Source organism: Pseudomonas sp. EA_15y_Pfl1_P101 (assembly GCF_963970835.1).
In the GTDB taxonomy this organism is placed as follows: Bacteria; Pseudomonadota; Gammaproteobacteria; order Pseudomonadales; family Pseudomonadaceae; genus Aquipseudomonas; species Aquipseudomonas tritici.
The window spans coordinates 405,966-430,019 of the sequence record NZ_CAXAPA010000004.1 but is presented as its reverse complement, the minus strand read 5'-3'; the positions used below and the strand labels follow the sequence as shown (position 1 = coordinate 430,019).

The following is a 24,054-nucleotide window of genomic DNA, read 5'->3' as shown; positions in this document are numbered from 1 at the left end:
CCGAGCGAGCAATCATTCTTGCGCCGATGGGACGTGATAGCGTAATTGCGTCAATGATGCTTAAAGAAGCGGGGTATGGCAGCCTGATTGCCAGCGACTTGCCACGACTGTGCGAGGCGCTGGAGCAAGGCGCCGGCCTGCTGATCGTGGCCGTCGAAGCCTTGCGTGGTGTTGACCTCAATGCGTTGCTTGAATGCCTGCGTCGCCAGCCGCCCTGGTCCGATTTGCCCATCGTGCTGATGACTCACCATGGCGGCAAGGAGCAAAGCGGCTCGTCTCACCTGAGCAATTTGCTTGGCAACGTGACCTTTCTGGAAAGACCGTTTCACCCCTCCACACTGATCAGCCTGGTCACTACTGCCGTGCGCAGCCGGCGCCGGCAGTATGATGCGCGCGACCGCCTGGTTGACTTAAGTGAGAGCGAACTGCGCCTGCAACGTACGTTGGCAACCCTGGAGCAGCAGGTCGAAGAACGCACCCTGCAGCTGCGAAGCAACGAGGAAGCCCTGCGCCAATCCCAGAAAATGGAAGCCGTTGGCCAGCTCACCGGCGGTATCGCGCACGACTTCAACAACATGTTGACTGGGATCATCGGCAGCCTGGAAATGCTGCGAAGGCGTATTTCCCGGGGCAGATTGGACGACCTGGACAGCCTCATCGATCTGGGCGTGACCTCCGCTAACCGTGCGGCGAGCCTTACCCATCGGCTGCTAGCGTTTTCGCGCCGGCAATCACTTGACCCCAAGCCCGTGGAGATCAACCATCTGGTGACCTCGATGGGTGAGCTGCTCAAACGCAGCATCAACGAAAGTGTCACGCTGGACATGCAACTCACCCACGAGCCGTGGACCGCCGAGGCCGACCCCAATCAGTTGGAAAACGCCCTGCTCAACCTAGTGATCAATGCCCGTGACGCGATGCCCAACGGTGGCCGCCTGACCGTGGAGACCACTAACCGCCACCTCAATAGTGTATTCACCGCCGCCTACGGCACCCTGCTGCCTGGTGACTACGTTGAACTGCGCGTCAGCGACACGGGCTGTGGCATTTCGGAAAGTGTGATCGGCCGCGTGTTCGACCCATTTTTCACGACCAAGCCCATCGGCCAGGGCACGGGGCTGGGTTTATCGATGATCTACGGGTTTGCCCGCCAGTCGCGTGGCCATGTGATCATCCATAGCGAAGTGGGCAAAGGCACGACGGTCAGTCTGTTTCTGCCACGGTTCATCGGCGACGTCGCCGCCGAGGTGGCGGCTGACCCAGCGCTTCTGCCTTGCGCCAATGCGGGGGAAACGGTGCTGATTGTCGAGGACGACCCCGCCGTGCGTGTGCTGGTCAGCGCGGTACTCAAAGAGTTGGGTTATGGCTATGTCGAAGCGGGTGACGCCAACACGGCGGTGCCGATCATCGAGTCGGAGCAACGTATTGACTTGATGATCAGCGACGTTGGCCTGCCCGGCATGAATGGCCGCCAACTGGCGGAAATCGGCCGGCAGATCCGTCCGGATCTCAAGGTGCTGTTCATCACCGGTTACGCCGAGCATGCGGCGGTGCGTGGCGGTTTCCTTGATCCCGGGATGCAGTTGATCACCAAGCCGTTCACCTTTGATCTGTTGACGGCGAAGGTCCGGGAGATGATCAAGCAGTCAGTCGAGATGACGGACCACTGACAAGCAACTGTCACCCGTCCTGCATTACTTGGTAATTGGTCGGCAGGGTAATCGTGGAATCATTTAGTTCCTTCGGTACACGAACAGGTAGGAAACCCTCGCAGAACGACGCTGCGAACCTATTCGACAGTCCCGACTGAGAACGCACTGATGACCCTGTCTGCACACCTCTCCACGCCGTCGCTTGCCCATTTTGTCCCACTTGCCCCCCCGCTTATCCAAGCACCGCGCCTGTCGCTGTCGGCTCTGCAAACCGACGCCTCTGTACAGCCGCTAAGCGTTGATGGTGACCATCAACTGGCCGAGCTGTATGCCAATAGCTTGCGCACTCACAGTGATAAGCCCTGGTCTATCGGCGATCAGCCGATTGGGCCGATTCCGCCTGATTCGACGTTCGGCCAATGGCGCCAACAGCTAAGCGCCCTCCTCCAGGCCCCGGACCTCAAGGAATGGGCGCAGAAGAATCGGATCGACCTTTCAAAACCCATCTCATTGTTCCCGCCGCAAGGCAATACCCCGGGGTTTGCAGTGCTCAGGGTCAAGCCTCTTGCTGGTGCGCAGAGCCAGTCGGTGACGTCCAAGTATTTCGGCAGTTTCGTCGGTGACAGGAGCCACGCATTGCCCCTGTCTTGGCCGCTTATCATGCAGGCAGCTACTGTTCTGGCGAACGGTCAAACCTACATATTCGCGCCCAGGGGCGACATGGCGCAGGTGAAGGAGGCGGCGGCGTTTTACGGCGAAGCCCTGCCAACAACCGTTGATGCTGCGAACGACCGTGCTGCGCAGTTGGAGCAGCAGAACGTTTTCGCAGGCAGCGCACACTTGAGCCACGGCGATGCGCTCGAACACCAAAAGACTCAGATGGCCGACGTCAATAACCGGCACACATTCAGCAACCAGATCATTAATCGGGTATTGGCCGCATTTGTGCCGTTGTACCTGGATGCTCAGGAGAAGGCGCAATTACCGCCCGGTTCTGTGGGTTATATTAGTCCCGATCAATTCAAGGCCAGGGTAAAAAACGATCTGGAACAGCTTCTGGGCGTCATCACTCTGCCTATCGATCCACACTCGCCCTACTATCGCGACCAGGGTTTAGCGGCAGCAGGCAGTGCCAGCCTCAAGCGATTTATAGAAGACAACGGTTGGATGATGCCAACCACCCTGGCAGAGTTGCGCAACCTCGCCACAAGCACCACTGCCGCCACCCCCCTGTCGCCGCCGCATGGCAATCTGGGCGGCGCACTGTCCTGGCCGCTACCACCGAGCCATCAAGATCAGCTGAGCAGTTACCAACCGCTTGCGATGCTGCCAGGCGCCAAATACGGCCTATTCAGGCAATTGACCAGCAAGTTGGTCCTGGATCGATCGACGCTGGCCCAGCCCCGCAGGGTTGTCGAGAGCATCATCAACTCGACTGAAGGGCAGCGGGTGGGCACGTCACTTGAAGCCAAATTCGCAGGCCTCTCGAGCGAAACCAGTGTTGCCGATTGGCTGTTGACGGCCCTGCAATTGTCCCTGGACCAGGAAACCTTGCTGGACCGCTCCGGCGCCCCCAGTCGTAATAAGGTTGCCGGTTTCGACCTGGCGCATTCCGAGCACGTCGGCAAACACCCTTCAACGGTTGTCACGGCGCTGTCCGATCATCTAGAGGACAAGCAAAAAGCCACTGCGGAACTGGCTCCTGTGGCCGCTTACTTGTTGTTATCACGCCGGGCGCCGGCTTACCTGGTGAAGGACATTCCCGCCGGCGTCACCTGCGGCTCCCACTCCTGGGTCAGCCTTGAGGTCGCAGTGGCACGCCTGGAAGCCAAGGCACCGGGGTCGACTGCGCTTATGACGTATGCGCAAGTGATCACTCTTGCGGAACGGGCACCCATTACCGTTGAAGATCGAATGGTCGCGGCCTCAGCGCAACAGGCTGCGCTCATGGATTGGGGCATCGCCAATGGCGTCATCACCGCCAACGCCAAGGATGAGTACGCCGCGCTCCAGATGGACAGCGTACGCACGGCCTACAACGCACAACTTGAAGAGTTGAGCGCAGGGTCTCAGGCGTTCTCCCGTGAAATGCCGGCGCGTCGCGCATTGGCGCTCGGGGCCTTGAAAAAGGCATTCGGTGAAGGCATCGACTTTGAAAAGCAAAGCCTTGAGGCGGTGGCTAAGGGCCGAGATGACGTAGGCCCGCATTCGGTCGTGGATATTTACATGAACGGGGGATTCACCGGGGCACTTGGCCGGGGCTGGACGTCCAACGACCCCAGCGTGCCCATTAACCGCCTGAACGTTGTAAAGGACCTGCCCGATATCAATGTCGTATTCGCCAAAGCGTTTGCGGTTTATGCCGCGCAGATGGAGAAGGCAATGGGTGCACAGGTGAAGCACCTGATCGCCACCCTGCCACTCGAAGCGCGTAAAAATATTGAGCAAGGCACGCTTGAAACCTTCAAACAGGTGCAGGTAAGCACTGACAATTACGGAGAAACCAAAAGACGCACGTTGACCAACCGCACCGGCCTGCTGATCCGGACCGAACGCCAGGGCGTTGTTACCGTATATGAGATCAACCTGGAAAAAAATACGCTCAGTCGGCGCGATGATTTGAAAAACGTGGTTCCGGGAGCGATGGTGGCGCCATACCGAGCGGGTTTTTCAGTTTCTGAATACCCAAGGGTACTGCCCAAGAAAAACCACGCAGCGACAGTCAAGGATGAAACCGCCTCCGACAGTATCCCCAACAGTTTCAACAGTGACCGTACCGCCTACATTGCCGATGCACTGGTGAGCCACGCGGATATACGCTCATTCGAAAATCAAGCCAGGGGCCAGACTACCTTCGATACGCGGCTGCCTTGGTACAAGCATGCCAGCGCGTTCGTCGTGAACTTTCTTCCGTTATATCCAGCGATCAAAAGCTTCCAGGCCGGGGACATTGGTGCGGGAATCGTCGACTTGGCATTTGATGCCTTCGGTTTCATGGTCGGTCTGGGCGCTGCCGCCAAAGCCGCCAAGGGCGTGCAAGCGGGGGTGTCATCCCTGAATACGCTGGGCAGGCTTACGAAAGTATTCGGGCGAACAGCGATGTCTACGCTCAACCCCCTCGACGCCTTCGCAAATCTGGTGGCCCTCCCCCTCAAAGGCCTGCAAAAAGGCGCTGTCGGCGGTTACAAACTCTTGGCCGGCAGCACTGACAGTTACGAACTGCTCAAGGCCGGTAAAAACGTCGACGCTTCGTCTTATGGCACATTCAAGTTCAACAACGACTTCATAGAGGGTCCAGCGGTTCTAAAACAAGACAAGTGGTACGCCTATAACCCCATTACGCAACAGCCCTATGGTTCGCCACTGAAGGACTTTTTACCGGCGGCACGCATCGAGGTGGATCATTTCGGAGCGTGGACAAGAGCATCGGACCCCACCAGACGTATCGATGAGGCCATGGTCAACAATTGGAAGCGCGTTGTCGGTGAATATCGCAGCGGCCCAGAAAAAACCAGGTTTGACGATGGCTACACGTTGGGTGACCCGAAGATCGTTGAGAAACTCTCCAGCACCTCATCCATTGAAGACATTATGCGTCTGGCCACTAAACGGGGCATGACAGCGGAACAGATAGGGGTTCTCGTCCGACGCTACGATGACATCGCCTACGGAGTCGGCAAGAGCAGGTCCACGCGGTTTATAAACAGGATAGAGCCCCGATTCGGTAACGTCGTGCCTGTGCCTCAAGTGGTGTATTTCAGTCAGACCGCGCAATTGTCAGACGGGCAGTGCGCCGCCCTTTCGCGCGCCATGGCAACCGCCATGGCGCACGGCAAGGAAAAAACCCTGATCAAAAACCTGTATACCGCTGCTGCCTTCCCGGCTGATCCGGCTTCTCGCAGATTTATCGAGAGGTTACGCAAGCTTCAGGCTCAGGTCGGCGGTGAAACGTCTTTCCATGCGGGCATGCCCATTCGACAGGTGTCCTATCAAAACATGGTCAAGGAATTGGATGCGGCAACCGCATCAAAATCCCTCATGATTGACTCGCCCAACCATGCAATGGCGGCCGGCGTCCGAATCGAAAACGGGCAAAAGAACTTTTACTTTTATGACCCGAATCTCGGCGTCGCCACCTTTCCCAGCGCAGACGCAATGGAAGCGGGCCTGAAAAAGGTTTTTCATGACAAAAAACTGGGGCCGCACTATAAAACGCACAGCACAGACGCCAATAAGCTGGAGTTCAAGGTCTTCGATCATGACGATGCCTGGCAGGCCAGGAACAGTGTGTTCTCAGCAGACTTCAAAACGCTGTATGAAGACCCGATTATCCCCTCCGGAGTGCCCCGTAGCCTCTCCCACCTTGAGTTGAAAAAGAACTGGGAGGTACTTCATACCCATCCGGCCAACAAGGGTTTGATCTGTTACAGGGCGGCCCTGCGCGTAGGGCAAGCCGAGAGAACACTCTCAACCAAGGTGTATGACGCTGTTCTGGCTAGGATGGATACCTTGGCGGCCACCAATTATTCGCCAAGTTACCTGGACATCATGGGCATCAAACCCGACAACTTGAAAACCACTTTCAACGCCGCCGACATCAAGGAGTCCGGGCTTATCAACTTCAAGCATGCCAATGACGGTGGGGATTTCGGCCACACGGTTTATGTTCAGAAGACCAAACACAATGAATTATTTCTGTTCAACACCAATAGTCCGGACTTGGACGTGGCAATGATCCGCCATGGCAACCCACCGCAGGTCAGCGGCGGGATGACGGTATACCACCTCGATAAAGCCAACGGTAAAGGCCTTCAAGCGTTCCTCGACGGGTTCGATGGAAAGCAGGGCTGGCAATTCGCGTTTACACCCGCCAGTGTGCTCAATGCGAACGTGCAGAAACTGTCCCATTAACCACTGAAATGCGCGGCGCGCGCCGTGCCCTTAAGCCAACAACCGCTGGATATGCGCTTGCAGCGTATCCAGGTCGAACGGCTTGGCCAGGATCGGCGCGTTGCGCGTGATGGGGCTGTTGCAGTCGAGGATTTCCTGCGGGTAACCGCTGATGAAGATCACTTTCAGCTCGGGTCGCAGCTTCATCGCGGGTTCGGCGATCTGCACCCCGGAAATCCCACCAGGCAGGCGGTAGTCGGTCACCATAAGGTCCAGGTGCGGCTTGGTTGCGAGGATTTCGAAGGCCTGCTCCCCATCGACGGCCTTCAATACCCGATAACCCAGGCCGGCCAGGTACTCGCCCAGCACAAACATAATGGATTCGTCGTCCTCTACGATCAGAACGACATCTTGCGCATCTTCACTCATGGGAAGCCTTTGTCCGGTCAATTGCTGCAATTACGACCATGGGGTCACGCAGAGGTTGCGTCAAGGTGACGATTGATTTCATGCCAATGCCTCAAGGGGCAAACACACCCGAAACAAGGCGCCCTCGCCTATCTGGCTCTCGACCTCAATAGTGCCGCCATGGGCCGCTACGATCTGCTCGGAAATGAACAGCCCAAGGCCCAGGCCGGCGGCCACTTGACTGGCAGACACACGCTCGAACTGCTGGAAGATGCGCTTCTGGTTGTCTTCACTGATACCGATCCCGTGATCACGCACTTCCACGCGAGCTTCGCCGTGTTCGCTGTACACGCGCACCTCCACCGGGCTCTTGGCCCCATAGCGCAAGGCGTTGGTCAGCAGATTGGTGACCACCTGCTCGATGCGGAACTCGTCCCAGTTGCCTTCCACGGGGCCGTCGACGATCAGTTCCATGGAAGAGCCCGCCGCCGCCACTTGGGGGCCGAAGTTATCTACCAGGTTGCTCACACGCTGCGCCAGGTCGAAACGCGCCGGGCGTATCGACAACTTGCCCGTGCGGATGCGCGACACATCGAGCATGTCTTCGATCAGGCGAATCAGGCTCTGGATCTGGCGCTCGTCGCGGTCGACCATGGCGTGCATCTTGTCCAGGGTGAATGCGGCGGCGTTATCCCGGGCAAGGTGCATCTTGCGCAGTTGGGTCTCGAGGATCAGGCCATTGAGAGGCGTGCGCACTTCGTGGGCGACGATTGACATGAAGTCGTCACGCATACGGACCGCCTGCTCTAACTCGGCCTGCGTGGCCTGCAGGCGCGAGAGCAACAATTCTTGCTCGCGACGGCTGCGCTCAAGCGCTTCTACCTGAAGCTTCATTGCTTTGCTTTGACGGTACAGGTCAACGAACACGTTGACCTTGCTCTTGACCGCATGGATATCCAGCGGCTTGTGCAGGAAGTCCACGGCGCCGCTTTCGTAGCCCTTGAAGGCGTAATTGAGCTCACGGCCGGCAGCACTGACAAACACAATCGGGATGTTCTTGGTCTTTTCGGTGCCACGCATCAATTCGGCCAGCTCGAAACCATTCATGCCGGGCATCTGCACATCGAGAATCGCCAGGGCGAACTCGTGCTCCAGCAACAGGGACAAGGCCTCGTCAGCGCTCAATGCCTTGAACACCTGCCGGTCCTCGCGCTTGATCAGCGCTTCGAGGGCCAGCAGGTTTTCCGGCAGATCGTCGACGATCAGCAGTTTGGCCTCGACAGTACTTAACATGGGGAATATTCCAGGGAAGCCAGCAGTGAGCCAATCCGGCCCAACGTTAGAATGTGGTCGGGTGTGTGCAGCGCCAGCGCTGCACGGGGCATCACAGCAATGCGTGCTTCAGTGGGTTCTTGCACCACAGTCGTTCCACCTTGCTGCTTGACGTGGGCTAGGCCCCGGGCACCGTCATGGTTGGCGCCGGTCAACAGGATAGCCATCAAGCCTTTGCCGTAGGCATCGGCGGCCGATTCAAACAGGAAATCAATCGCCGGTCGCGAGTGGTGCACACGGTCTTCCTGGCTCAGGGACAGGCTGCGATCCTGCTCCACCGACAGGTGGTAGCCGGGGCCGGCGAAGTACAGGGTGCCGGGCTTGAGCATTTCCTTGTCACGGGCCTCCACCACTCGCATGGCAACACGCCGATCGAACACCTCGGCCAATTGGCTGCGACGTTCATCCGTCAAGTGCAGCACGGTGATGATCGGCAAGCCGAAATCCGCTGGCAACTCGCTGAAGACCGTCAACAAGGCTTCCACGCCACCGGCAGACGCACCGATGACGATAGCCTCTATGCCCCGGACCGATGCCGGGCTCGCAGCCGCTTGATTCATAGTTTTCGGTAGATCCGTTCCTGTTTGACCAAAGGCTCGAACTGCTTGCCGTACGCGGAGAAATCCAGGGTTTCCTTACTGCCCAGCACCAGAAAGCCGCGATGGCACAGCGAATCATGGAACAATCCAAACGCGCGATCTTGCAACCTTTTATTGAAGTAAATTAACACGTTACGACACGAAATTAATTGAGTTTCTGAGAATACACTGTCAGTCGCCAGGCTGTGGTCGGCGAACGTGACATTCTCGCGCAACGTCTTATCGAAGATCGCGTAATCGTAGGCTGCCGTGTAGTAGTCGGCAAATGAACGTTGCCCGCCCGCCTGTTGATAGTTGGCCGTGTAGGCTCGTACGTTTTCCAGGGAGAAAATGCCTTGCTTGGCCTTATCCAGCGACGCTGGGTTGATATCCGTGGCGTAGATGATCGTACGCTCCAGCAAACCCTCTTCACGCAGCAGGATGGCCATGGAGTACACCTCCTCGCCCGTGCTGCAGCCGGCGATCCAGATCTTGATCGACGGGTAGGTCTTGAGCAATGGCACCACTTCCTGGCGGATCGCCAGGAAGTGAGACGGGTCGCGAAACATCTCGCTCACCGGGATCGTCAGAAATTGCAGCAACTGCATGAACGCCGCCGGATCGTGCAGCACACGCTCCTGCAAGGCGGAAATGGTCGCACAGTCGAACTGGCGCAACGCGTGGGCCACGCGGCGCTTGACCGACGCACCGGAGTAGTCGCGAAAGTCGTAGCTGTACTTGAGGTAAATCGCCTCAATCAACAGGCGCAACTCAATGTCACTGCTTGTTTCCAAAAAACGTCGCTCCACTTAAATGCGTTCCATCTTCGGTAGCCACACGCGAATCAAAGAAAACAGGCGGTCCAGGTCAATCGGCTTGGCCAGGTAATCGTTGGAGCCGGCGGCCAGGCAGCGTTCCTGATCGTCCTTCATCGCCTTGGCCGTCACTGCGATGATCGGCAACTTCTTCCAGCGCGGGTCCTGGCGGATTAAGGCGGTAGCCTCGTAACCGTCCATTTCCGGCATCATCACGTCCATCAACACCAGATCGATATCCTCGACTTCGTTGAGTTTGTCGATGGCTTCACGGCCATTGCGCCCAATGACCACCACGGCGCCCTTGTGCTCCAGGGCGCTGGTCAGGGCGAAGATGTTGCGCACATCGTCGTCAACCAAGAGGACCTTGCGCCCCTCGAAGACCTTGTCGCGGCTGCGCGCAGTCTTGAGCATCTTTTGGCGATCATGGGACAGCTGGGACTCGACTTTGTGCAGAAAGAGTGTGACCTCATCCAGCAGGCGTTCCGGCGAGCGCGCGCCCTTGATGATGATCGAGCGCGAATACTTGCGCAGTTCGGCCTCTTCGTCGCGGGTCAGGTTGCGCCCGGTGTAGACGATCACCGGCGGGAACGAGCAGATATCCTCAGTGGCCATGCGCTTGAGCAGCTCGTTACCAAGCATGTCGGGCAGCTTGAGATCGATGATCATACAGTCGTAGACATGGTTGCGCAGCAGGTCGAGGGCTTCCTGGGCGAAGCCAACGGCGGTGATCTCGATGTCATCGTCACCGATCAGGCGGGCAATGCTGTCGCGCTGCAGGTCATCGTCTTCCACCAGCAGTACGCGCTTGACCTTCTGAGTCAGCTTGGCTTCCAGGCGGGCAAAGACGTCCTTGAGCTCTTCGCGGGTGGTAGGTTTGACGGCATAACCGATGGCGCCCATGTGCATGGCCGCCTCGACGCGGTCTTCCACGGAAATTACATGCACCGGGATATGGCGGGTGTTGGCGTGTTCTTTAAGGCGTTGCAGCACGGTCAGCCCGGAATGGTCCGGCAGGCGCATATCCAGCAGGATCGCGTCAGGGATGTACTCTTCGGCCAGGCTGTAGCCTTCGTCTGCGCCATGGGCCACCAGGCAGTTATAACCAAGCTCGTGGGCGAGGTCGAACAGGATGCGGGCGAAGTTCGGCTCGTCTTCCACGACGAGGATGCAGCGCGTGGTGAACGGGGCCTTGTCGCGATCGTCGGCGAAACGCGGGATCTGCTTGGCATCCGCCACCGGCAGCGGTGACACCTTGACCGGCACTGGCGCAGGCACCACTACTGCTTGGCGTGGTTGTTCGATCGGTGCCGCGTCTGCTTCGCGCTCTACATACTGCTCCGGCACTACCAGGGTAAACACACTGCCCTTGCCTGGCTCGCTGGTCACACTGATGTAACCGCCCAACAGGGTGGCCAGGTCGCGGGAAATAGAAAGCCCGAGGCCGGTGCCTCCATAACGGCGGTTGGTGGTGCCGTCGGCCTGCCGGAAGGCTTCGAAGATGCTTTCCTGGTGGTCCGGGGCGATACCGATGCCGGAATCGCGCACCGTGAAAGCAATGCCCTCCCGGGGTGCGCGTGACACCGACAGGCTGACCTCGCCTTGCTCGGTAAACTTGAGCGCGTTGGACAGCAGGTTTTTCAGGATCTGCTCCAGACGCTGGCGGTCGGTAAACAGCAGGGTCGGCGTACCTTCCTGCACGTCCACCTGGAAACCCAGTTTACGATCGGCCGCCAGCGGCTCGAACATCCCGCGCAGGCCATCTACAAGGCGCGCCACGCTGGAGGTTTCCGGGCGCACTTCCAGCTTGCCGGCTTCGACCTTGGAGATGTCCAGGATGTCGTTGATCAGGTTGAGCAAGTCATTGCCGGCGGAATAGATCGACTCGGCAAACTTGACCTGCTCAGCACTGAGGTTTTCCTGGGGGTTCTCGGCCAGCAACTTGGCCAGGATCAGCGAGCTGTTCAGCGGTGTGCGCAGCTCGTGGGACATATTGGCGAGGAATTCAGATTTGTACTTGCTGGAGCGCTGCAGCTCTTCGGCGCGATCTTCCAGTGCGAGTTGGGCTTGGTTGAGCTCGATATTCTTGCGGTCCATGGCGTCGCGCTGTTCGGCGAGGGTTTCGGTTTGCTCGGCCAGTTGCTCGTTGGTCTGCTCCAGCTCAGCCTGCTGGGTTTCCAGGTGGGCCTGGGACTCCTTGAGGATGCGTGACTGTTCTTCCAGCTCTTCGTTGGCGGTCTTGAGCTCTTCCTGTTGCACTTGCAGCTCTTCGTTGAGCTGCTGGGTCTCGGCCAGCACTTCCTGCAGGCGTTGACGATACCGAGCGGTTTCGATGGAGGTGCCGATATTGCTGGAGATCAGCTCCAGCAGCTCTACGTCACGCTCTTCCAACGGGCGCAGGAAACCCAGCTCAACTACCCCGTTGACCCGCTCGTCATTGTTGGTCGGCACCACCAGCACGCTGCGGGTAGCGCCCTCGCCCAGGCCGGAGCTGACTTTGAAATAATCCACCGGCACGTCGTCTAGGCGAATCAGGCGATCCAGATGGGCAGCCTGCCCGACGATGCCTTCATCGCTGTAGATGGCCTGCTCCCGTTGCTCTTGCTCGCGGGAGAAACCGTAAGTGGCCACGCGCTTGAGCCCGCCGTGTTCTTCGCGCACGTACAACGCGCCCACGGCCGAGCCCATGTACTGGGCAAAGAATTGCAGGATATTGCGGCCAAGCATGTTCACGGTGAGTTGGCCGAGGACCTGTTCAGCCAGTTCGGTCTGGCCATTGCGCAGCCAGGCTTGCCGTTCCAGGCGTCGTGCGATCTTCTGTTGCGACGCAAGGTTTTCGCTGTAACTGTCTGATAATGAAACAAGATTCTTACGGCCGATATAAGCCAGGAAGCCGCTTAACCCCAACACGAAGGCCAAGTACAGGGTGACACTGATCACCGTTGTGCGGGTGACATCTTCATTACGGGCGATGCGGAACTGCTGCTCCATCGCCACCGCGTCGTCATATTCCTTGCGGATTTCGTCAGTCAGGCGCTTGCCGCGGCCGGCCTTGATCGCACCGCGGTAGTCGCCGCTCGTGCGCTGCAGATCAATCATCGACTGGGCATAGTTGTTCCACTCGGCCTGCAATGCTTCCAAGCGTTTGAGACGGTCCACCTGCTGCGGATTGTCCGCCACCAGCGCCTGCAAATTGCGCAGGTCGGCGAGGATTCGCGGCTTGGCCACTTCGTAGGGGTCGAGGAAATGCTCGTCACCGGTGATCAGGAAGCCGCGCATGCCGGTTTCCAGGTCCACCGTCAGCTTGGACGATTCATTGAGGTTATTGATAACCCGATCGGTGTGTTCCACCCACTGGATCACCGACAATAGATAGGTGATCAGCATGACGAAAAACACTGCACTGAGCACACCCACACCCAGGGGCAGTGCAACGTTTCGGCTCAGGAGGTTACGAAAGCTCTTTTCATCGACGGACGACGCGGGAGTCATGGAAATGCCTTGGCCAAAGGTGGAAAAACCGGGAGTTTGCCGCAAAGTGGCGGGCAAGACTATTTTTCTAGAACGGTTTTGTGCAGATTCCTGCGAAGGAACCCGCTATTCTCTCTAGTCTTTCCTATCGCATTGTTTTTACGGCCAGCGGGAACTTGTCATAAGTGCCCGCTTACTCAAGGAAGAGGCCTGTCAGAACGGCCGCGTGTAAACCCTCGCCTTTTTTGGGAATTCGATTATGTCTGCAGTCACCTCCACCATCCTTGTCGTCGAAGACGATGCCATCGTGCGCATGCTCATCGTCGATGTCTTGGAGGAGTTGGAATTCAGTGTGGTAGAGGCGGCCGATGCGCAAGAGGCGCTGGCACTGGTGCAAAACACTGACCAGGTGATCGACCTGATGATGACCGATGTTGGCCTGCCAGACATGGATGGCAAGCAACTGGCGACCAAGGTCCGCGAACTGCGCCCTGCCCTGCCAATCCTGTTCGCCAGCGGCTATGCCGAGAATATCGACGTGTCTGCAGGCATGCAGGTCATCGCCAAGCCATTTTCCATCGATCAACTGCGCGACAAAGTCAAATCGATGTTGCCTGCGCTGTAATCCCGGCTTGTCTTCAGTGCCGCCTTCATGGGCGGCATTTTTGCGTCAGATGCTCAGAGATTAACGTGACCTTCGACGAATAAAACCGGAAACTCGGCGTTTCCCCGCGCCAACCCTACTCATTCTTCAAAACGCACTCACGAAGGACGCAACAACATGATTGGAAAACCGACGCGCCTGCTGTTGGCGAGCCTCTCGATACTCATGAGTACCGGCGCCTGGGCTGACTTCACGGCAACACCGAGTGAGGCCCGGGCGATTGCCAAGGAAGCCTACCTGTATGGCTACCCGGTGGTGGAGATGTACAAGACGCTCTATACCCAGGCTGTTGATCAAGGCGGCGCCAACTTCAAGGCGCCGATCAACCGACTGGGGCATTCCGCCCAAGTGCTCAGCCCGAAACACACCACGCAGGCCAACGCGACCCCTGACACGCCCTATTCCTTCGTCTGGATGGACCTGCGCAGGGAGCCGATGGTGCTGACGTTGCCCGGGATTGAGGACGATCGCTATTACTCGGTGCAGTTGATCGACCTTTATAGCCAGAACATTGCGTACCTGGGCACTCGCAGCACCGGCAATCATGGCGGCCACTACATGGTCGCGGGTCCTGATTGGAAGGGCCAGCAGCCTGTGGATGTGGACCGGGTGATCTACAGCGAAAGCAATCTGGTCTACGCGCTCTACCGCACGCAGTTGTTTGATGAAAAAGACCTGAACAAGGTCAAGCAAATCCAGAACGGCTACAAGGTGCAGCCGCTGAGCGGCTATGTGAAGCAAGCCGCACCGGCCAAGGTGGCAAAGATCGAGTGGCCCAAGCCCACGGCGGCCATGACAGACAGCCCGCAACTGTTTCGCTACCTCAACTTTATGCTCGCCTACGCAAAACCTCAGGACAGCGAGAAAGACCTGCTGGCCCGCTTTGCCACCATCGGCATCGCGCCTGGCGCGCCCTTCAAGGTCAGCCAACTCAGCGCGGAACAACGCAAAGCCCTGCAACAAGGCATCGCAGATGGCAAAGCCGAGTTTGCAGCATTCAAGAAAGACAAGCTCGACACCCTTCAGGTCACCAATGGCGAACTGCATGGCAGCCGTGATCGCCTGAAAAACAACTACCTGTACCGCTACGCCGGCGCTATGCAGCGTTTGTTCGGCAATTCGGCCGAAGAAGTCAGCTACATGACGTACTCCGTCGACAGCGAAGGCAAACCGGCCAATGGTGCGCGTCATAGCTACACCGTCCACTTTGCCAAAGACCAACTGCCACCGGCCGATGCGTTCTGGTCGCTGACGATGTATGAAGCCAAGAACGGGCAATTGGTGCCCAACCACAAGAAACGCCACCTGATCAATTCACGGATGCTGCCCAACCTCAAGCGCGACGCCGACGGCGGCGTGACACTGGCGCTGCAACACCACGAACCGCCGAAGGCTGAACAGAGCAATTGGCTGCCCGCGCCGCCCGCGCCCTTCTACGCGGTCCTGCGCATTTACCTGCCCAAGCCGGAAGCGGTTAATGGCCAATGGAAGCTCCCACCCCTGACCCCCCTGAAGTAGCAGCGACTGGCCGGCAGTTGTGACCACAACGACCCGGCCAGGACGGGGTTGAGGTTCAGTGCTTTTTCAGCTTCATATAGGACTGGTGCAGGTCCGAGGCCCAGCCGTCGATAACGCCTTTCACATCGCTGGACTGCATCACTTGGGAATCATTGGCCAACGGCTTGCCGGTGCCTTTGCGTACCACTTGGGCGAGTACCTTGCCATTGGCGCTGTCGAGAAACTGCGCTTCGGTGCCCAGGGTGGTTTCCTGGTCACGGATGCCGGTACCGGTACTGACCGCCGCCGCCACCAGGGCGACCGGAATAAACTCATAGGGCTTGAGGCCTTCGGTCTTGCTGCCGATCGCCGTAATCGCCGCGCGCACCACAATGACGCCTGGGCCTGGGCCATTGGCCAGGGGCAACGACTTGGCCAGTTCACGCTTGAGCGCCTGGTTATAGTAATCGTTGATGCCACGCAGGGTGCTCTGCGGAATCTTCGCAGTGGCCTGGGGCTTGGGGTAGAACTGTGTCGGTTCGACGAACACCGCATGGTAGCGGCTCAAATCCAGTGTTGGGTCGACCCAACGCATCACTTCGGCGCCCGAAGGCGACTGGGCTTCCTTCAGTTGGCTGTAGTCCGAGAGAAAACCCGAGTATTCATCGGGTTGCGTAATCTTGCTGGCACAGCCCGCCAATCCAAGCGAAGCGACACACAGCACGGTAATGACTTGCCTTAATCTCATTATTGAACTCCCTGGCGGTCGGCGTTGGAACATTGAGCTTTAGGTATAGCTAATCCTGGGCAAATAGCCCTGCCGTTCAGCCGCGTTCGCGAGGAATCAGGCTCTGCAACTGCAACGACAGGAAGTTTGCGTCAAAGCCGAACGTGTCCGGGTCTTTAAGGCCATTGGTCTTCTTCCACAGCCAATCGTTTTTATCCGCAGGCAACACCAGGGAAACGCTGCCATGCCGCGCGGCGGTCAACCCCATGACGGAGACGGAGATCAACCCACCCACACCCATCACATCCGGCACGAACTCCACCGGTTTGCCGGTGATCTGCACGGTCAGTTTCTCGGTCTTGAAGGTCGACGTCTCCACCGGGATGCTTGGGCCGCTGGCCACGTAAGGCTCACGGTGCACTTCAAGCAACCCAACCGTTTTCACGGGTTCCAGCCATTGCTCGATTTGCCCGAACAACGCGTCGAGTTTTTGCGCCCAGCGGGCCGACTGCAGGTCGAATTGCTGTTTTTTATGCGCCTCGCTATCGGCGTAATGACGAAGCATCTCGCCCAGTTGCTGTACATCGTCCATTGCGGATCTCCTCCGGTGAGCCAGGTTGCGAAGCTCAATCATGGCAGATGCGGTGGCCGGCCGCGCGACTAACGCCGGCAAAACAACGAAGTGCAGTGGCCGGCGTGTCTGACTTAACGGTCAGCACCTCGCCATTCCCATTGGGCATGAGCCGTACTGACGCCAAGGCCTTGGAATTTCTGGGCCATAGACTGCAGGCATTTTGGCAACTGATCCGCTGGGCTACACCACCACCAACGAGTACGCTGAGATCGAGTTCTCCGGCGCGGTGTGGATGACCGTGGTGTGGGCGGCCTATGCCATTGTGTTTTTCACCATCGTGGTACGGCGCATAACCAAACACATCTATGTGGGCAACTGGTTTTTCGGCGCATTCATTTTGGTGATCGCCATGCTGCATGTGGTCAACCACCTGGCGATCCCGGTGGACTGGTTCAAGTCATACCCGGTGTATTCCGGGGCGACGGATGCCATGGTGCAGTGGTGGTATGGGCATAACGCCGTAGGGTTTTTCCTGACGACTGGCTTTTTGGGAATGATGTATTACTTCGTACCGAAACAAGTCGGACGGCCGGTGTACTCCTATCGTTTGTCCATCGTGCACTTCTGGGCGCTGATCACCCTGTATATATGGGCCGGGCCGCACCATTTGCACTACACCGCCCTGCCGGACTGGGCACAGTCCTTGGGCATGGCAATGTCGCTGATTCTGCTGGCACCGAGCTGGGGCGGGATGATCAACGGCATGATGACGTTGTCGGGTGCCTGGCATAAGTTGCGCACCGACCCGATCCTGCGCTTCCTGGTGTTGTCCCTGGCGTTCTGCGGCATGTCGACCTTCGAAGGGCCGATGATGGCGATCAAGACCGTCAACGCCCTCTCCCACTACACCGACTGGACCATCGGCCACGTGCACGCCGGAGCGCTGGGCTGGGTGGCGATGATCACCTTCGGCTCGCTGTATCACATGATCCCCAAGGTATTCGGCCGCGAGCAGATGCACAGCGTGGCGCTGATCAACCTGCATTTCTGGCTGACAACTATTGGCACCGTGCTGTACATCGCCTCGATGTGGGTCAACGGCATTACCCAGGGCCTGATGTGGCGGGCCATCAACGATGACGGCACCCTCACTTATTCGTTTGTCGAAGCCTTGCAGGCCAGTCATCCGGGGTTTGTGGTGCGGTTTGCCGGTGGCGTGTTCTTTCTCACCGGGATGGTGTTGATGGCCTACAACACCTGGCGCACGGTACGCGTCGCGGACTTGAAACTGGCCCAGCTTGATGCGCGGATCGCCTGATATGCGGGGCTTGCTGATGGTGGTGTGCCTGTATGACGCGGTGGAGTACTGCTTGCGCGGTCAGTCGGACAAGAGCCTGGATGACGCCAGCTTGATGCCTTTCGCCGATGACCCGGAGGTGGCGCCGCAAGAGGCCAAGCCGGGCTGGTCAACCAGAACATGTGAAACTGCACCGGTCATTTCGCGGACAACTGCGTATGACTATGCAGGCGTCAATGCGTAAGGTGAAGCGACTTCCCGTGTCAGGAGCATCGCATGCGCACCATCGGCCTTATCGGCGGCATGAGCTGGGAGTCCAGCGCCGAGTACTACCGCCTCATCAACCAACGCGTGCGCGACACGCTCGGCCCGTTGCGCTCGGCGCAACTGTTGATGTACAGCGTGGATTTCGGCCCGGTGGAACAGGCCCAACACGCCGGCCGCTGGGACGACGCCGCGCTGATCCTCGAAGAGGCCGCGCGCCGTTTGCAGGCGGGCGGTGCTGAATGTGTAGTGCTGTGTACCAACACTATGCATTTGGTGGCGCCACGTATTGAAGCTGCGGTGTCGATTCCGTTCCTGCATATTGCCGATGCGGCGGGCGCGGCGGCCGTGGAAGCTGGCACGCTGACGGTCGGGCTGCTCGGCACCGCGTTCACCATGGAGCAGGATTTCCTCACGTCGCGCCTGGCCGCCCAGGGTTTGACCGTGCTGGTGCCTGAGGCGGACGAGCGCCAGGCCGTGCACCGGATCATCTATGAGCAATTGTGTGTTGGCGTGATCAGTGATGCGTCACGCAAGGTTTACCAAGGTGTGATCGAGTCCCTGGCCGCACGTGGCGCCCAGGCGATCATCCTCGGCTGCACGGAAATCAGCCTGCTGATCAAGCCCGAACACAGCGACCTGCCGTTGCTGGACACCACCGAGCTGCATGCAGCCGCTGCGGCGGCGTTTGCTTTAGGGAATTAAGCCGACTTGCGCAGACGCGCCATGCTCACGGTGTCGACAAGTTTGCCATCGCGCAGGGCGTAATCGCGCAATACGCCTTCGACCTCGAAACCGAACTTACGGTACAGCCCTTGCGCCGCTTCGTTGTCGGCGTACACGGTAAGTTCTACTCGGCGCAGGTTCATCCAGTTGTCGGCGACGTCCAACGCGGCAGTCAACAACCGGGAGCCAACCCCCTTGCCCTGCCACGCCGTCGCGACGCCCATGCCGAAGGACCCGACGTGGGCCCGGCGGACACGCAGGTACTGCTCAAGACCCAGCTGGCCGATCACTTCACCCCCATGCACCGCCACTAACTGTAGCCGGCGCTCATTGTCCTGGACCAGCTTGTTACGCCACGCCTCGACCGACTGGAAAGGCATTTGCAGCACCTGACGGCATACAGCCGGTTCGTTATAGAGCGCAGCGACGCCTTCAAGGTGGGCCTCGGTGAAGCGCTGGATGACGATATGGGGTTCAGGTGTGTGCATTGCGTTTCATCCTTTGAAAAACACGTGGCCGGCCAGTGTAGGGGTCAAGCCTGCCCGATGGCTAGGGCGCCGGCGTGGTCGACCACAATGCTGGCCAATCCCCCGAAGCGACCCCGGTGCAGCGCGGCATGATGTGAAACTCGCTGAGCTGGAAACGCTCGCCGTCAAACACCCAGCAGCCTGCGCCACCACAATCACCGATTCCACGCTGCTTGTAGAAATAACTCAGGGTGCCGGAGGCTTCGTCATACCACACCGAGCCTTGCAGCGCGGCGCCATCCAGGGGCAACGGTTGCACATTGAGAGGCGTTTCTGCGTAGGGCGCTTGTCGCTGGCGGCTGTTGACGTCGTACTCACAGTTGTAGGCCGCACAGTCGTACCTCACCACGGTCATCGCTTGCTGCGCCGTCAAGGCACCTGCTTGTGCTTCAGAGTCACCCTCCTCGGGCGTGGCCGCCTTCAACGCGACCGCTACCAGGCCCGCCTGCTCCTGCGCGTTTAACGGCGGCGGTGAAACGAATGTGCGCAGCACCGGCGTCGGCAGGCGTGGCGGCACCTCATTGGCCGCGCCCTTACCGGGTCGGGCCAGCGCCGTCACGTTATCCACGCGCCCCTGCACCGCATCCATCAACAACAGCGAAGCACTCAGCCCGCTCAATGACACATGCGCGTGCTCATCGCCTGGCAACTGCAGTTGCTGACCGTTGCGCAAACGCCGTAACCAGCGCCGCGCCGAAGCGTCCTCAATCACCCCATAGGACTGCACCTCGGGATCACCGCCCTGATCGTCCAACTCAACGTGCAAATTGCGGGTCAACGCCAGGCCCAGCGGCTGACCGTCCAGCAGCAAGGTGGAAAGGTCCACGGGTTCACCACGGTGATCCAAGCGCAGGCGCAGATACCCCTGCGGACCGGTTTGGTGCCAGAGGTGCAACGTCAGCGAGCTGTAGGCCTCTTCATCAACGCCGCTGGGTGCGCTGAGGGCATGGCAGTTGCGCAAGTTGTCGCAACCGACCACCCATTCCTTGATTTCTCGCAGCAATGGTACGGTTTCCGAGGGGGCTTGTGCGAAGGCTGGAGCGGTGGCGCCGGTCAGTATCAGGGCCAGGAGTGCGGGGCGCAGCATGGGGACTCTCCGTGTCGAAAAGACGCGGATTGTCCCATGTAGGAGGCGTTACGTCAGTGCCTGGAAGCGGTGCGCCACACCCGCGCGATGTCTGCCGCCCGCTCACTCAACAGGCGCGGCGCCTCACTGCACGCCCGCTCCAGGCTCATCGGCCCGGAAGGCAAGGCGAATGCGGCGTCCACGCCGTGGGCGTACATCTGCTCGTAGCCATCGCCCAAGGTGCCGGCAATCACGATCACGGGCACTTTGTGCTGCCGGGCGATCCGCGCCACGCCGAACGGCGTCTTGCCGCGCAGGGTCTGGGCGTCGAAACGGCCTTCGCCGGTAATCACCAGGTCGGCGCCACGTACGGCTGTGTCCAGGCCCACCAGGTCGGCAACCACGTCCACGCCGGCACGGAACTGTGCACCCAGGAACGCTTTGGCGGCAAAGCCCAGGCCGCCGGCGGCGCCGCTGCCGGGTTCGTCGCGCACGTCTTTGGGCAGCACTTTGGCGCAGTGGTCGGCAAAGTGACCGAGGGCGGCGTCCAGCTGTTGGACTTGCTGGGGATTGGCGCCTTTTTGCGGGCCGAAGATCGCAGACGCACCCTGGGGACCGCACAGAGGATTGTTCACGTCGGCGGCAATTTCAAAGCGTACCTGGGCCAGGCGTGGGTCCAGTTGTTCAAGGTTAATCTGCGCCAGACCGGACAGCGCCAAGCCACCCGGCGCCAAGGCGTGTTCCTCAGCGTCAAACAGTTGCACACCCAGGGCCTGCATCGCACCGGCGCCACCGTCGTTGGTGGCACTGCCGCCAATCGCCAGGATGATGCGCTGGGCGCCGAGGTCCAGCGCAGCGCGGATCAGTTCGCCGGTGCCGTAGGTGCTGCTGGAGCACGCATCGCGCTGGCCTGGCGGTACCAACTGCAGGCCGCTGGCTTCAGCCATTTCGATGATCGCGGTATGGCTATCGGCCAGCCAGCCCCAGCGCGCCTCAACCGTGCCACCCAGCGGGCCTTTCACGCGTTGGCGACGCAGTTCGCCATTACAGGCCGCAAGCACCGAATCCACCGTGCCTTCACCGCCATCCGCCATCGGGCACTGGATCAACTGTGCATCCGGCCAGACCTGAGCCAACCCGGCCGCAATGGCCAGGGCGACGCCCTCGGCACTCAGGCTGTCCTTGAACGAGTCGGGGGCGATGATGATTTTCATGGGCTTTCTCCGGTTTTTATAACGCCCATGCTGCCAGTTGGCAGCGCCGCTGACGCCAGTCCAATGCACAAGTACGGATGCGCTTTGTTGTTCATTGCGACAAAGCCTGGGGCAGCAGCTGCACGCCCAGATAGAGCGCGAGCATGCCGTCGAGGGTCAGCGGGTCGACACCACTGAGTTCGGCGATGCGCTCCATGCGGTAACGCAGGCTGTTGCGGTGAATGCCCAGCGCATCGGCACAGGCCTGGCTTTGCCCGTCGTGTTCGCACCAACTGCGCAGCGTTGCCAGCAGTTGGCCGTTGCTGTCCTTGGCGAGGACTTTGCGCAGCGGGTTGAGCAACTCATCGAGCGCATCATCATTTCGATGGCGCCAGAGCATCACCGGCAGGCGATAACGGTTGAGCGTCAGCAAGCGCGACTGCGGCAATACATCGCGACCATAGGCGAGCAGGTCTCCCACGCGTCGATAGCAGCGGCGCAACCCAGCCAGCCCGTCCGCTTGCCCGCCAACGGCCACGCGGAGGATATTCCAGCCCAGCCCTTCGAGTTTTTCCAGCAAGCGAGGGTTATCGACCTGTAACGACGCCGGCCGGCACCACAGCAATGAGTATTGCGCCAAGCTGACGCACCAACTGTCCGGATAACGCGAGATCAGCCAGGCACTCAAGGCCTCTGCCGATTGCCCCGCGCCCAGCTCAAACAGATATGGCGTGCGCGCCAGCTGCGGTTTTAGGCCCAACTGTTGGGCTTCATCCACCAGGCGCGGCGAGTCGCCGGTTTCGGCCAACAGCAAGGCGAGCAAGTCATCACAACGCTGACGACGCCATTGCTGTTCGGCCTGCTGGTGGCGGTGGCTCACCAACATTTCGGCGGTCATACGCACCAGTTCGGCATAGGTGCGCAGGCCTTCCGGTTCGCCGGTAATGCCCAGCACGCCAATCAGGCGCTGGTCGTGCATCAGCGGCAGGTTGATGCCCGGTTGCACGCCCTTGAGGTGCTTGGCGGTCTGACCATCGATTTCCACCACGCGCCCATTGGCTAGCACCAGTTGCGCGCCTTCATGGCGGGTGTTGATACGCTCAGGCTCACCGCTGCCGAGAATCAGGCCCTGACTGTCCATGACGTTGACGTTGTAGGCCAGAATCGCCATGGTCCGATCGACGATATTCTGCGCCAAGTCATGATCCAGCTCGAACATGGGGCTAAATTCCTTAGAAAGCGGGTTGTTCATAGGCACAGCGCAAAGCAGGGTTGGCTGTGCGCAAGCACAAAGACAGCAGCCTGCGCTTGATCCCCTTCATTTTCATCTGCTACCTGCTCAATTACCTCGACCGGGTAAACGTTGGCTTTGCCAAATTGCAGATGCTTGATGCCTTGAAATTCAGCGAAACCGTGTACGGCCTCGGCGCCGGCCGGGTTGGCGTTGATCAACTCCATGGGCCAGATGGCTGGCTTTCTCAGCCCGTATATCGTTGGGTTTGTGAAGGATGCCACCGGGTCTACGGACATGGCGATGTACCTGCTGGCGGCGGTGATTGTTGCAGGTAGTGTGTTGGCGTTGCAGATGACGCGAACCCTGAAGGCCTAATGCAGTCCGTGTGGGAGCAGGCTTGCCTGCTGCCACATGTTGGTCCGGCGTTCACAGCTGGCCGCCGCCGTCGATGTCGATGACGGCGCCGGTCAGAAAGCCGTTTTCCATGGCCAATACATACCCCGCCGCCACTTCTTCCGCCTGCCCTACCCGACCGACCGGCAACCCACCGCCCGCCTTGGCAAACATGGCCAGACGCTGGTCTTCAGCCAACCCTGCATACGCTGGCGTATCAATCACCCCGGGGCTGATCACATTGACCCGACGCGGTGCCAATTCCTTGGCCAATTGCTTGCCCAGCGCTTCGGTCGCGGCATTGATGCCGACCTTGATGAACTGTCCAGGCACCCGTTTTCGACCCAACTGCCCGGAGGTCAGGCAGATGCTGGCGTGTTCGTCGAGAAACGGCAGTGCCTGCTGGATAGCCCGCAGCGAGCCCCACAGCTTCACGTTGAAGTTGTCCTGAGCCTCGAGCAAGTCAGTTTCGAGCAAGGTCCTGGCGCGTACGCTCGGCCCGGAGGTATAGACCAGGTGGTCAAAGCGCCCCACGCTTTCGAACAAGCGTTGCAGCGACGCCGTGTCGGTGACGTCCACCGGTTCGCTGCGCAGGCCGTTTTCGACGCCGGACGCCAAGCGGCGCCCGGCGACTACCACCTGTGCACCACGCGCGGCGGCGGCCTTGGCGACTGCCGCGCCAATACCGCTGCTGCCGCCGATGACGATGACGGTTTTGCCGTTTAAGGAAGAAGCCATGGGGAAGA

General features: G+C 59.4%; 17 protein-coding genes and 4 pseudogenes. 9 read left to right on the top strand and 12 right to left on the bottom strand.

Annotated features, from left to right (window positions below):
* The first annotated feature begins 26 nt into the window (after positions 1 to 26).
* Both AACY36_RS08980 and AACY36_RS08975 read left to right on the top strand, forming a co-directional pair.
* The gene (locus AACY36_RS08980) at positions 27 to 1,670 is read left to right on the top strand and encodes a response regulator (protein WP_339497000.1); all 1,644 of its coding nucleotides are present in this window, start codon (positions 27 to 29) and stop codon (positions 1,668 to 1,670) included.
* Between the two features lie 150 nt (positions 1,671 to 1,820).
* Positions 1,821 to 6,563, top strand: a complete 4,743-nt coding sequence (locus tag AACY36_RS08975) for a hypothetical protein (protein WP_339496986.1) — start codon at positions 1,821 to 1,823, stop codon at positions 6,561 to 6,563.
* A 30-nt stretch (positions 6,564 to 6,593) separates the two neighbouring features.
* Here AACY36_RS08975 and AACY36_RS08970 read toward each other — a convergent pair whose 3' ends face one another.
* From AACY36_RS08970 to AACY36_RS08950, 5 genes are all read right to left on the bottom strand, one after another.
* A complete protein-coding gene (locus AACY36_RS08970) occupies positions 6,594 to 6,971 on the bottom strand; it encodes a response regulator (RefSeq protein WP_339416288.1) in 378 nt (125 codons plus the stop codon).
* A gap of 78 nt (positions 6,972 to 7,049) precedes the next feature.
* Positions 7,050 to 8,243, bottom strand: a complete 1,194-nt coding sequence (locus AACY36_RS08965) for a hybrid sensor histidine kinase/response regulator (RefSeq protein WP_339496985.1) — start codon at positions 8,241 to 8,243, stop codon at positions 7,050 to 7,052.
* Positions 8,237 to 8,842 carry a chemotaxis protein CheB gene (locus AACY36_RS08960; RefSeq protein ID WP_339496984.1) on the bottom strand — a complete coding sequence of 202 codons (606 nt, stop codon included), beginning with the start codon at positions 8,840 to 8,842 and terminating at the stop codon, positions 8,237 to 8,239. Before AACY36_RS08960 ends, AACY36_RS08965 begins: the two co-directional genes overlap by 7 nt.
* Positions 8,839 to 9,669, bottom strand: coding sequence for a CheR family methyltransferase (locus tag AACY36_RS08955; protein ID WP_370467866.1), 831 nt, complete (start codon positions 9,667 to 9,669; stop codon positions 8,839 to 8,841). Before AACY36_RS08955 ends, AACY36_RS08960 begins: the two co-directional genes overlap by 4 nt.
* Entirely contained in the window at positions 9,670 to 13,167 is a 3,498-nt protein-coding gene (locus tag AACY36_RS08950) for a response regulator (protein ID WP_339416283.1), read from the bottom strand. It lies immediately after the preceding gene.
* A 238-nt stretch (positions 13,168 to 13,405) separates the two neighbouring features.
* Here AACY36_RS08950 and AACY36_RS08945 point away from each other — a divergent pair, with 238 nt between their 5' ends.
* Together AACY36_RS08945 and AACY36_RS08940 are read left to right on the top strand one after the other, a co-directional pair.
* A complete protein-coding gene (locus AACY36_RS08945) occupies positions 13,406 to 13,771 on the top strand; it encodes a response regulator (RefSeq protein ID WP_339416282.1) in 366 nt (121 codons plus the stop codon).
* A gap of 156 nt (positions 13,772 to 13,927) precedes the next feature.
* Entirely contained in the window at positions 13,928 to 15,328 is a 1,401-nt protein-coding gene (locus AACY36_RS08940) for a DUF1254 domain-containing protein (RefSeq protein ID WP_339416280.1), read from the top strand.
* A gap of 55 nt (positions 15,329 to 15,383) precedes the next feature.
* Here AACY36_RS08940 and AACY36_RS08935 read toward each other — a convergent pair whose 3' ends face one another.
* Both AACY36_RS08935 and AACY36_RS08930 read right to left on the bottom strand, forming a co-directional pair.
* Positions 15,384 to 16,055 carry a DUF3313 domain-containing protein gene (locus AACY36_RS08935; RefSeq protein WP_339416278.1) on the bottom strand — a complete coding sequence of 224 codons (672 nt, stop codon included), beginning with the start codon at positions 16,053 to 16,055 and terminating at the stop codon, positions 15,384 to 15,386.
* 76 nt (positions 16,056 to 16,131) lie between these two features.
* On the bottom strand, positions 16,132 to 16,626 hold the full coding sequence (locus AACY36_RS08930) for a hypothetical protein (protein ID WP_339416277.1): 495 nt from the start codon (positions 16,624 to 16,626) through the stop codon (positions 16,132 to 16,134).
* Positions 16,627 to 16,825: 199 nt separating this feature from the next.
* Between AACY36_RS08930 and AACY36_RS08925 the strand changes: the two are divergent.
* The 3 genes and pseudogenes from AACY36_RS08925 to AACY36_RS08915 all read left to right on the top strand — a co-directional run.
* Positions 16,826 to 17,926 (top strand): annotated as a pseudogene (locus AACY36_RS08925) (cbb3-type cytochrome c oxidase subunit I); the annotation flags it as partial.
* A gap of 1 nt (position 17,927) precedes the next feature.
* Positions 17,928 to 18,074, top strand: a pseudogene (locus AACY36_RS08920) (cbb3-type cytochrome c oxidase subunit 3); the annotation flags it as partial.
* 107 nt (positions 18,075 to 18,181) lie between these two features.
* Entirely contained in the window at positions 18,182 to 18,874 is a 693-nt protein-coding gene (locus AACY36_RS08915; RefSeq protein ID WP_339496983.1) for an aspartate/glutamate racemase family protein, read from the top strand.
* Here AACY36_RS08915 and AACY36_RS08910 read toward each other — a convergent pair.
* The 4 genes from AACY36_RS08910 to AACY36_RS08895 form a co-directional block, all read right to left on the bottom strand.
* Positions 18,871 to 19,383, bottom strand: a complete 513-nt coding sequence (locus tag AACY36_RS08910) for a GNAT family N-acetyltransferase (protein WP_339416273.1) — start codon at positions 19,381 to 19,383, stop codon at positions 18,871 to 18,873. The two genes, AACY36_RS08915 and AACY36_RS08910, sit on opposite strands and share 4 nt — an antisense overlap.
* 61 nt (positions 19,384 to 19,444) lie before the next feature.
* Positions 19,445 to 20,509 carry a DUF1176 domain-containing protein gene (locus tag AACY36_RS08905; protein ID WP_339496982.1) on the bottom strand — a complete coding sequence of 355 codons (1,065 nt, stop codon included), beginning with the start codon at positions 20,507 to 20,509 and terminating at the stop codon, positions 19,445 to 19,447.
* 53 nt (positions 20,510 to 20,562) lie between these two features.
* The gene (locus AACY36_RS08900; protein ID WP_339416269.1) at positions 20,563 to 21,702 is read right to left on the bottom strand and encodes a glycerate kinase; all 1,140 of its coding nucleotides are present in this window, start codon (positions 21,700 to 21,702) and stop codon (positions 20,563 to 20,565) included.
* Positions 21,703 to 21,793: 91 nt separating this feature from the next.
* On the bottom strand, positions 21,794 to 22,900 hold the full coding sequence (locus AACY36_RS08895) for a sugar diacid recognition domain-containing protein (RefSeq protein ID WP_339416267.1): 1,107 nt from the start codon (positions 22,898 to 22,900) through the stop codon (positions 21,794 to 21,796).
* A 53-nt stretch (positions 22,901 to 22,953) separates the two neighbouring features.
* Between AACY36_RS08895 and AACY36_RS28260 the strand changes: the two are divergent.
* Positions 22,954 to 23,115 (top strand): annotated as a pseudogene (locus AACY36_RS28260) (MFS transporter); the annotation flags it as partial.
* Positions 23,105 to 23,290, top strand: a pseudogene (locus tag AACY36_RS08885) (MFS transporter); the annotation flags it as partial. The pseudogenes AACY36_RS28260 and AACY36_RS08885, both read left to right, overlap by 11 nt.
* A 51-nt stretch (positions 23,291 to 23,341) precedes the next feature.
* On the opposite strand, the gene AACY36_RS08880 reads toward AACY36_RS08885, so the two are convergent.
* Positions 23,342 to 24,046 (bottom strand): SDR family oxidoreductase, encoded by a 705-nt coding sequence (locus AACY36_RS08880; protein WP_339416264.1) that lies wholly within the window; start codon positions 24,044 to 24,046, stop codon positions 23,342 to 23,344.
* Positions 24,047 to 24,054: the final 8 nt, after the last annotated feature.

What these genes read in the sequence shown, in the direction of transcription:
- AACY36_RS08980 (WP_339497000.1), top strand. Translation starts at nt 27, where the DNA reads ATGGGACGTGATAGCGTAATTGCGTCAATGATGCTTAAAGAAGCGGGG.
- AACY36_RS08975 (WP_339496986.1), top strand. Translation starts at nt 1,821, where the DNA reads ATGACCCTGTCTGCACACCTCTCCACGCCGTCGCTTGCCCATTTTGTC.
- AACY36_RS08970 (WP_339416288.1), bottom strand. Translation starts at nt 6,971, where the DNA reads ATGAGTGAAGATGCGCAAGATGTCGTTCTGATCGTAGAGGACGACGAA.
- AACY36_RS08965 (WP_339496985.1), bottom strand. Translation starts at nt 8,243, where the DNA reads ATGTTAAGTACTGTCGAGGCCAAACTGCTGATCGTCGACGATCTGCCG.
- AACY36_RS08960 (WP_339496984.1), bottom strand. Translation starts at nt 8,842, where the DNA reads ATGAATCAAGCGGCTGCGAGCCCGGCATCGGTCCGGGGCATAGAGGCT.
- AACY36_RS08950 (WP_339416283.1), bottom strand. Translation starts at nt 13,167, where the DNA reads ATGACTCCCGCGTCGTCCGTCGATGAAAAGAGCTTTCGTAACCTCCTG.
- AACY36_RS08945 (WP_339416282.1), top strand. Translation starts at nt 13,406, where the DNA reads ATGTCTGCAGTCACCTCCACCATCCTTGTCGTCGAAGACGATGCCATC.
- AACY36_RS08940 (WP_339416280.1), top strand. Translation starts at nt 13,928, where the DNA reads ATGATTGGAAAACCGACGCGCCTGCTGTTGGCGAGCCTCTCGATACTC.
- AACY36_RS08935 (WP_339416278.1), bottom strand. Translation starts at nt 16,055, where the DNA reads ATGAGATTAAGGCAAGTCATTACCGTGCTGTGTGTCGCTTCGCTTGGA.
- AACY36_RS08930 (WP_339416277.1), bottom strand. Translation starts at nt 16,626, where the DNA reads ATGGACGATGTACAGCAACTGGGCGAGATGCTTCGTCATTACGCCGAT.
- AACY36_RS08915 (WP_339496983.1), top strand. Translation starts at nt 18,182, where the DNA reads ATGCGCACCATCGGCCTTATCGGCGGCATGAGCTGGGAGTCCAGCGCC.
- AACY36_RS08910 (WP_339416273.1), bottom strand. Translation starts at nt 19,383, where the DNA reads ATGCACACACCTGAACCCCATATCGTCATCCAGCGCTTCACCGAGGCC.
- AACY36_RS08905 (WP_339496982.1), bottom strand. Translation starts at nt 20,509, where the DNA reads ATGCTGCGCCCCGCACTCCTGGCCCTGATACTGACCGGCGCCACCGCT.
- AACY36_RS08900 (WP_339416269.1), bottom strand. Translation starts at nt 21,702, where the DNA reads ATGAAAATCATCATCGCCCCCGACTCGTTCAAGGACAGCCTGAGTGCC.
- AACY36_RS08895 (WP_339416267.1), bottom strand. Translation starts at nt 22,900, where the DNA reads ATGTTCGAGCTGGATCATGACTTGGCGCAGAATATCGTCGATCGGACC.
- AACY36_RS08880 (WP_339416264.1), bottom strand. Translation starts at nt 24,046, where the DNA reads ATGGCTTCTTCCTTAAACGGCAAAACCGTCATCGTCATCGGCGGCAGC.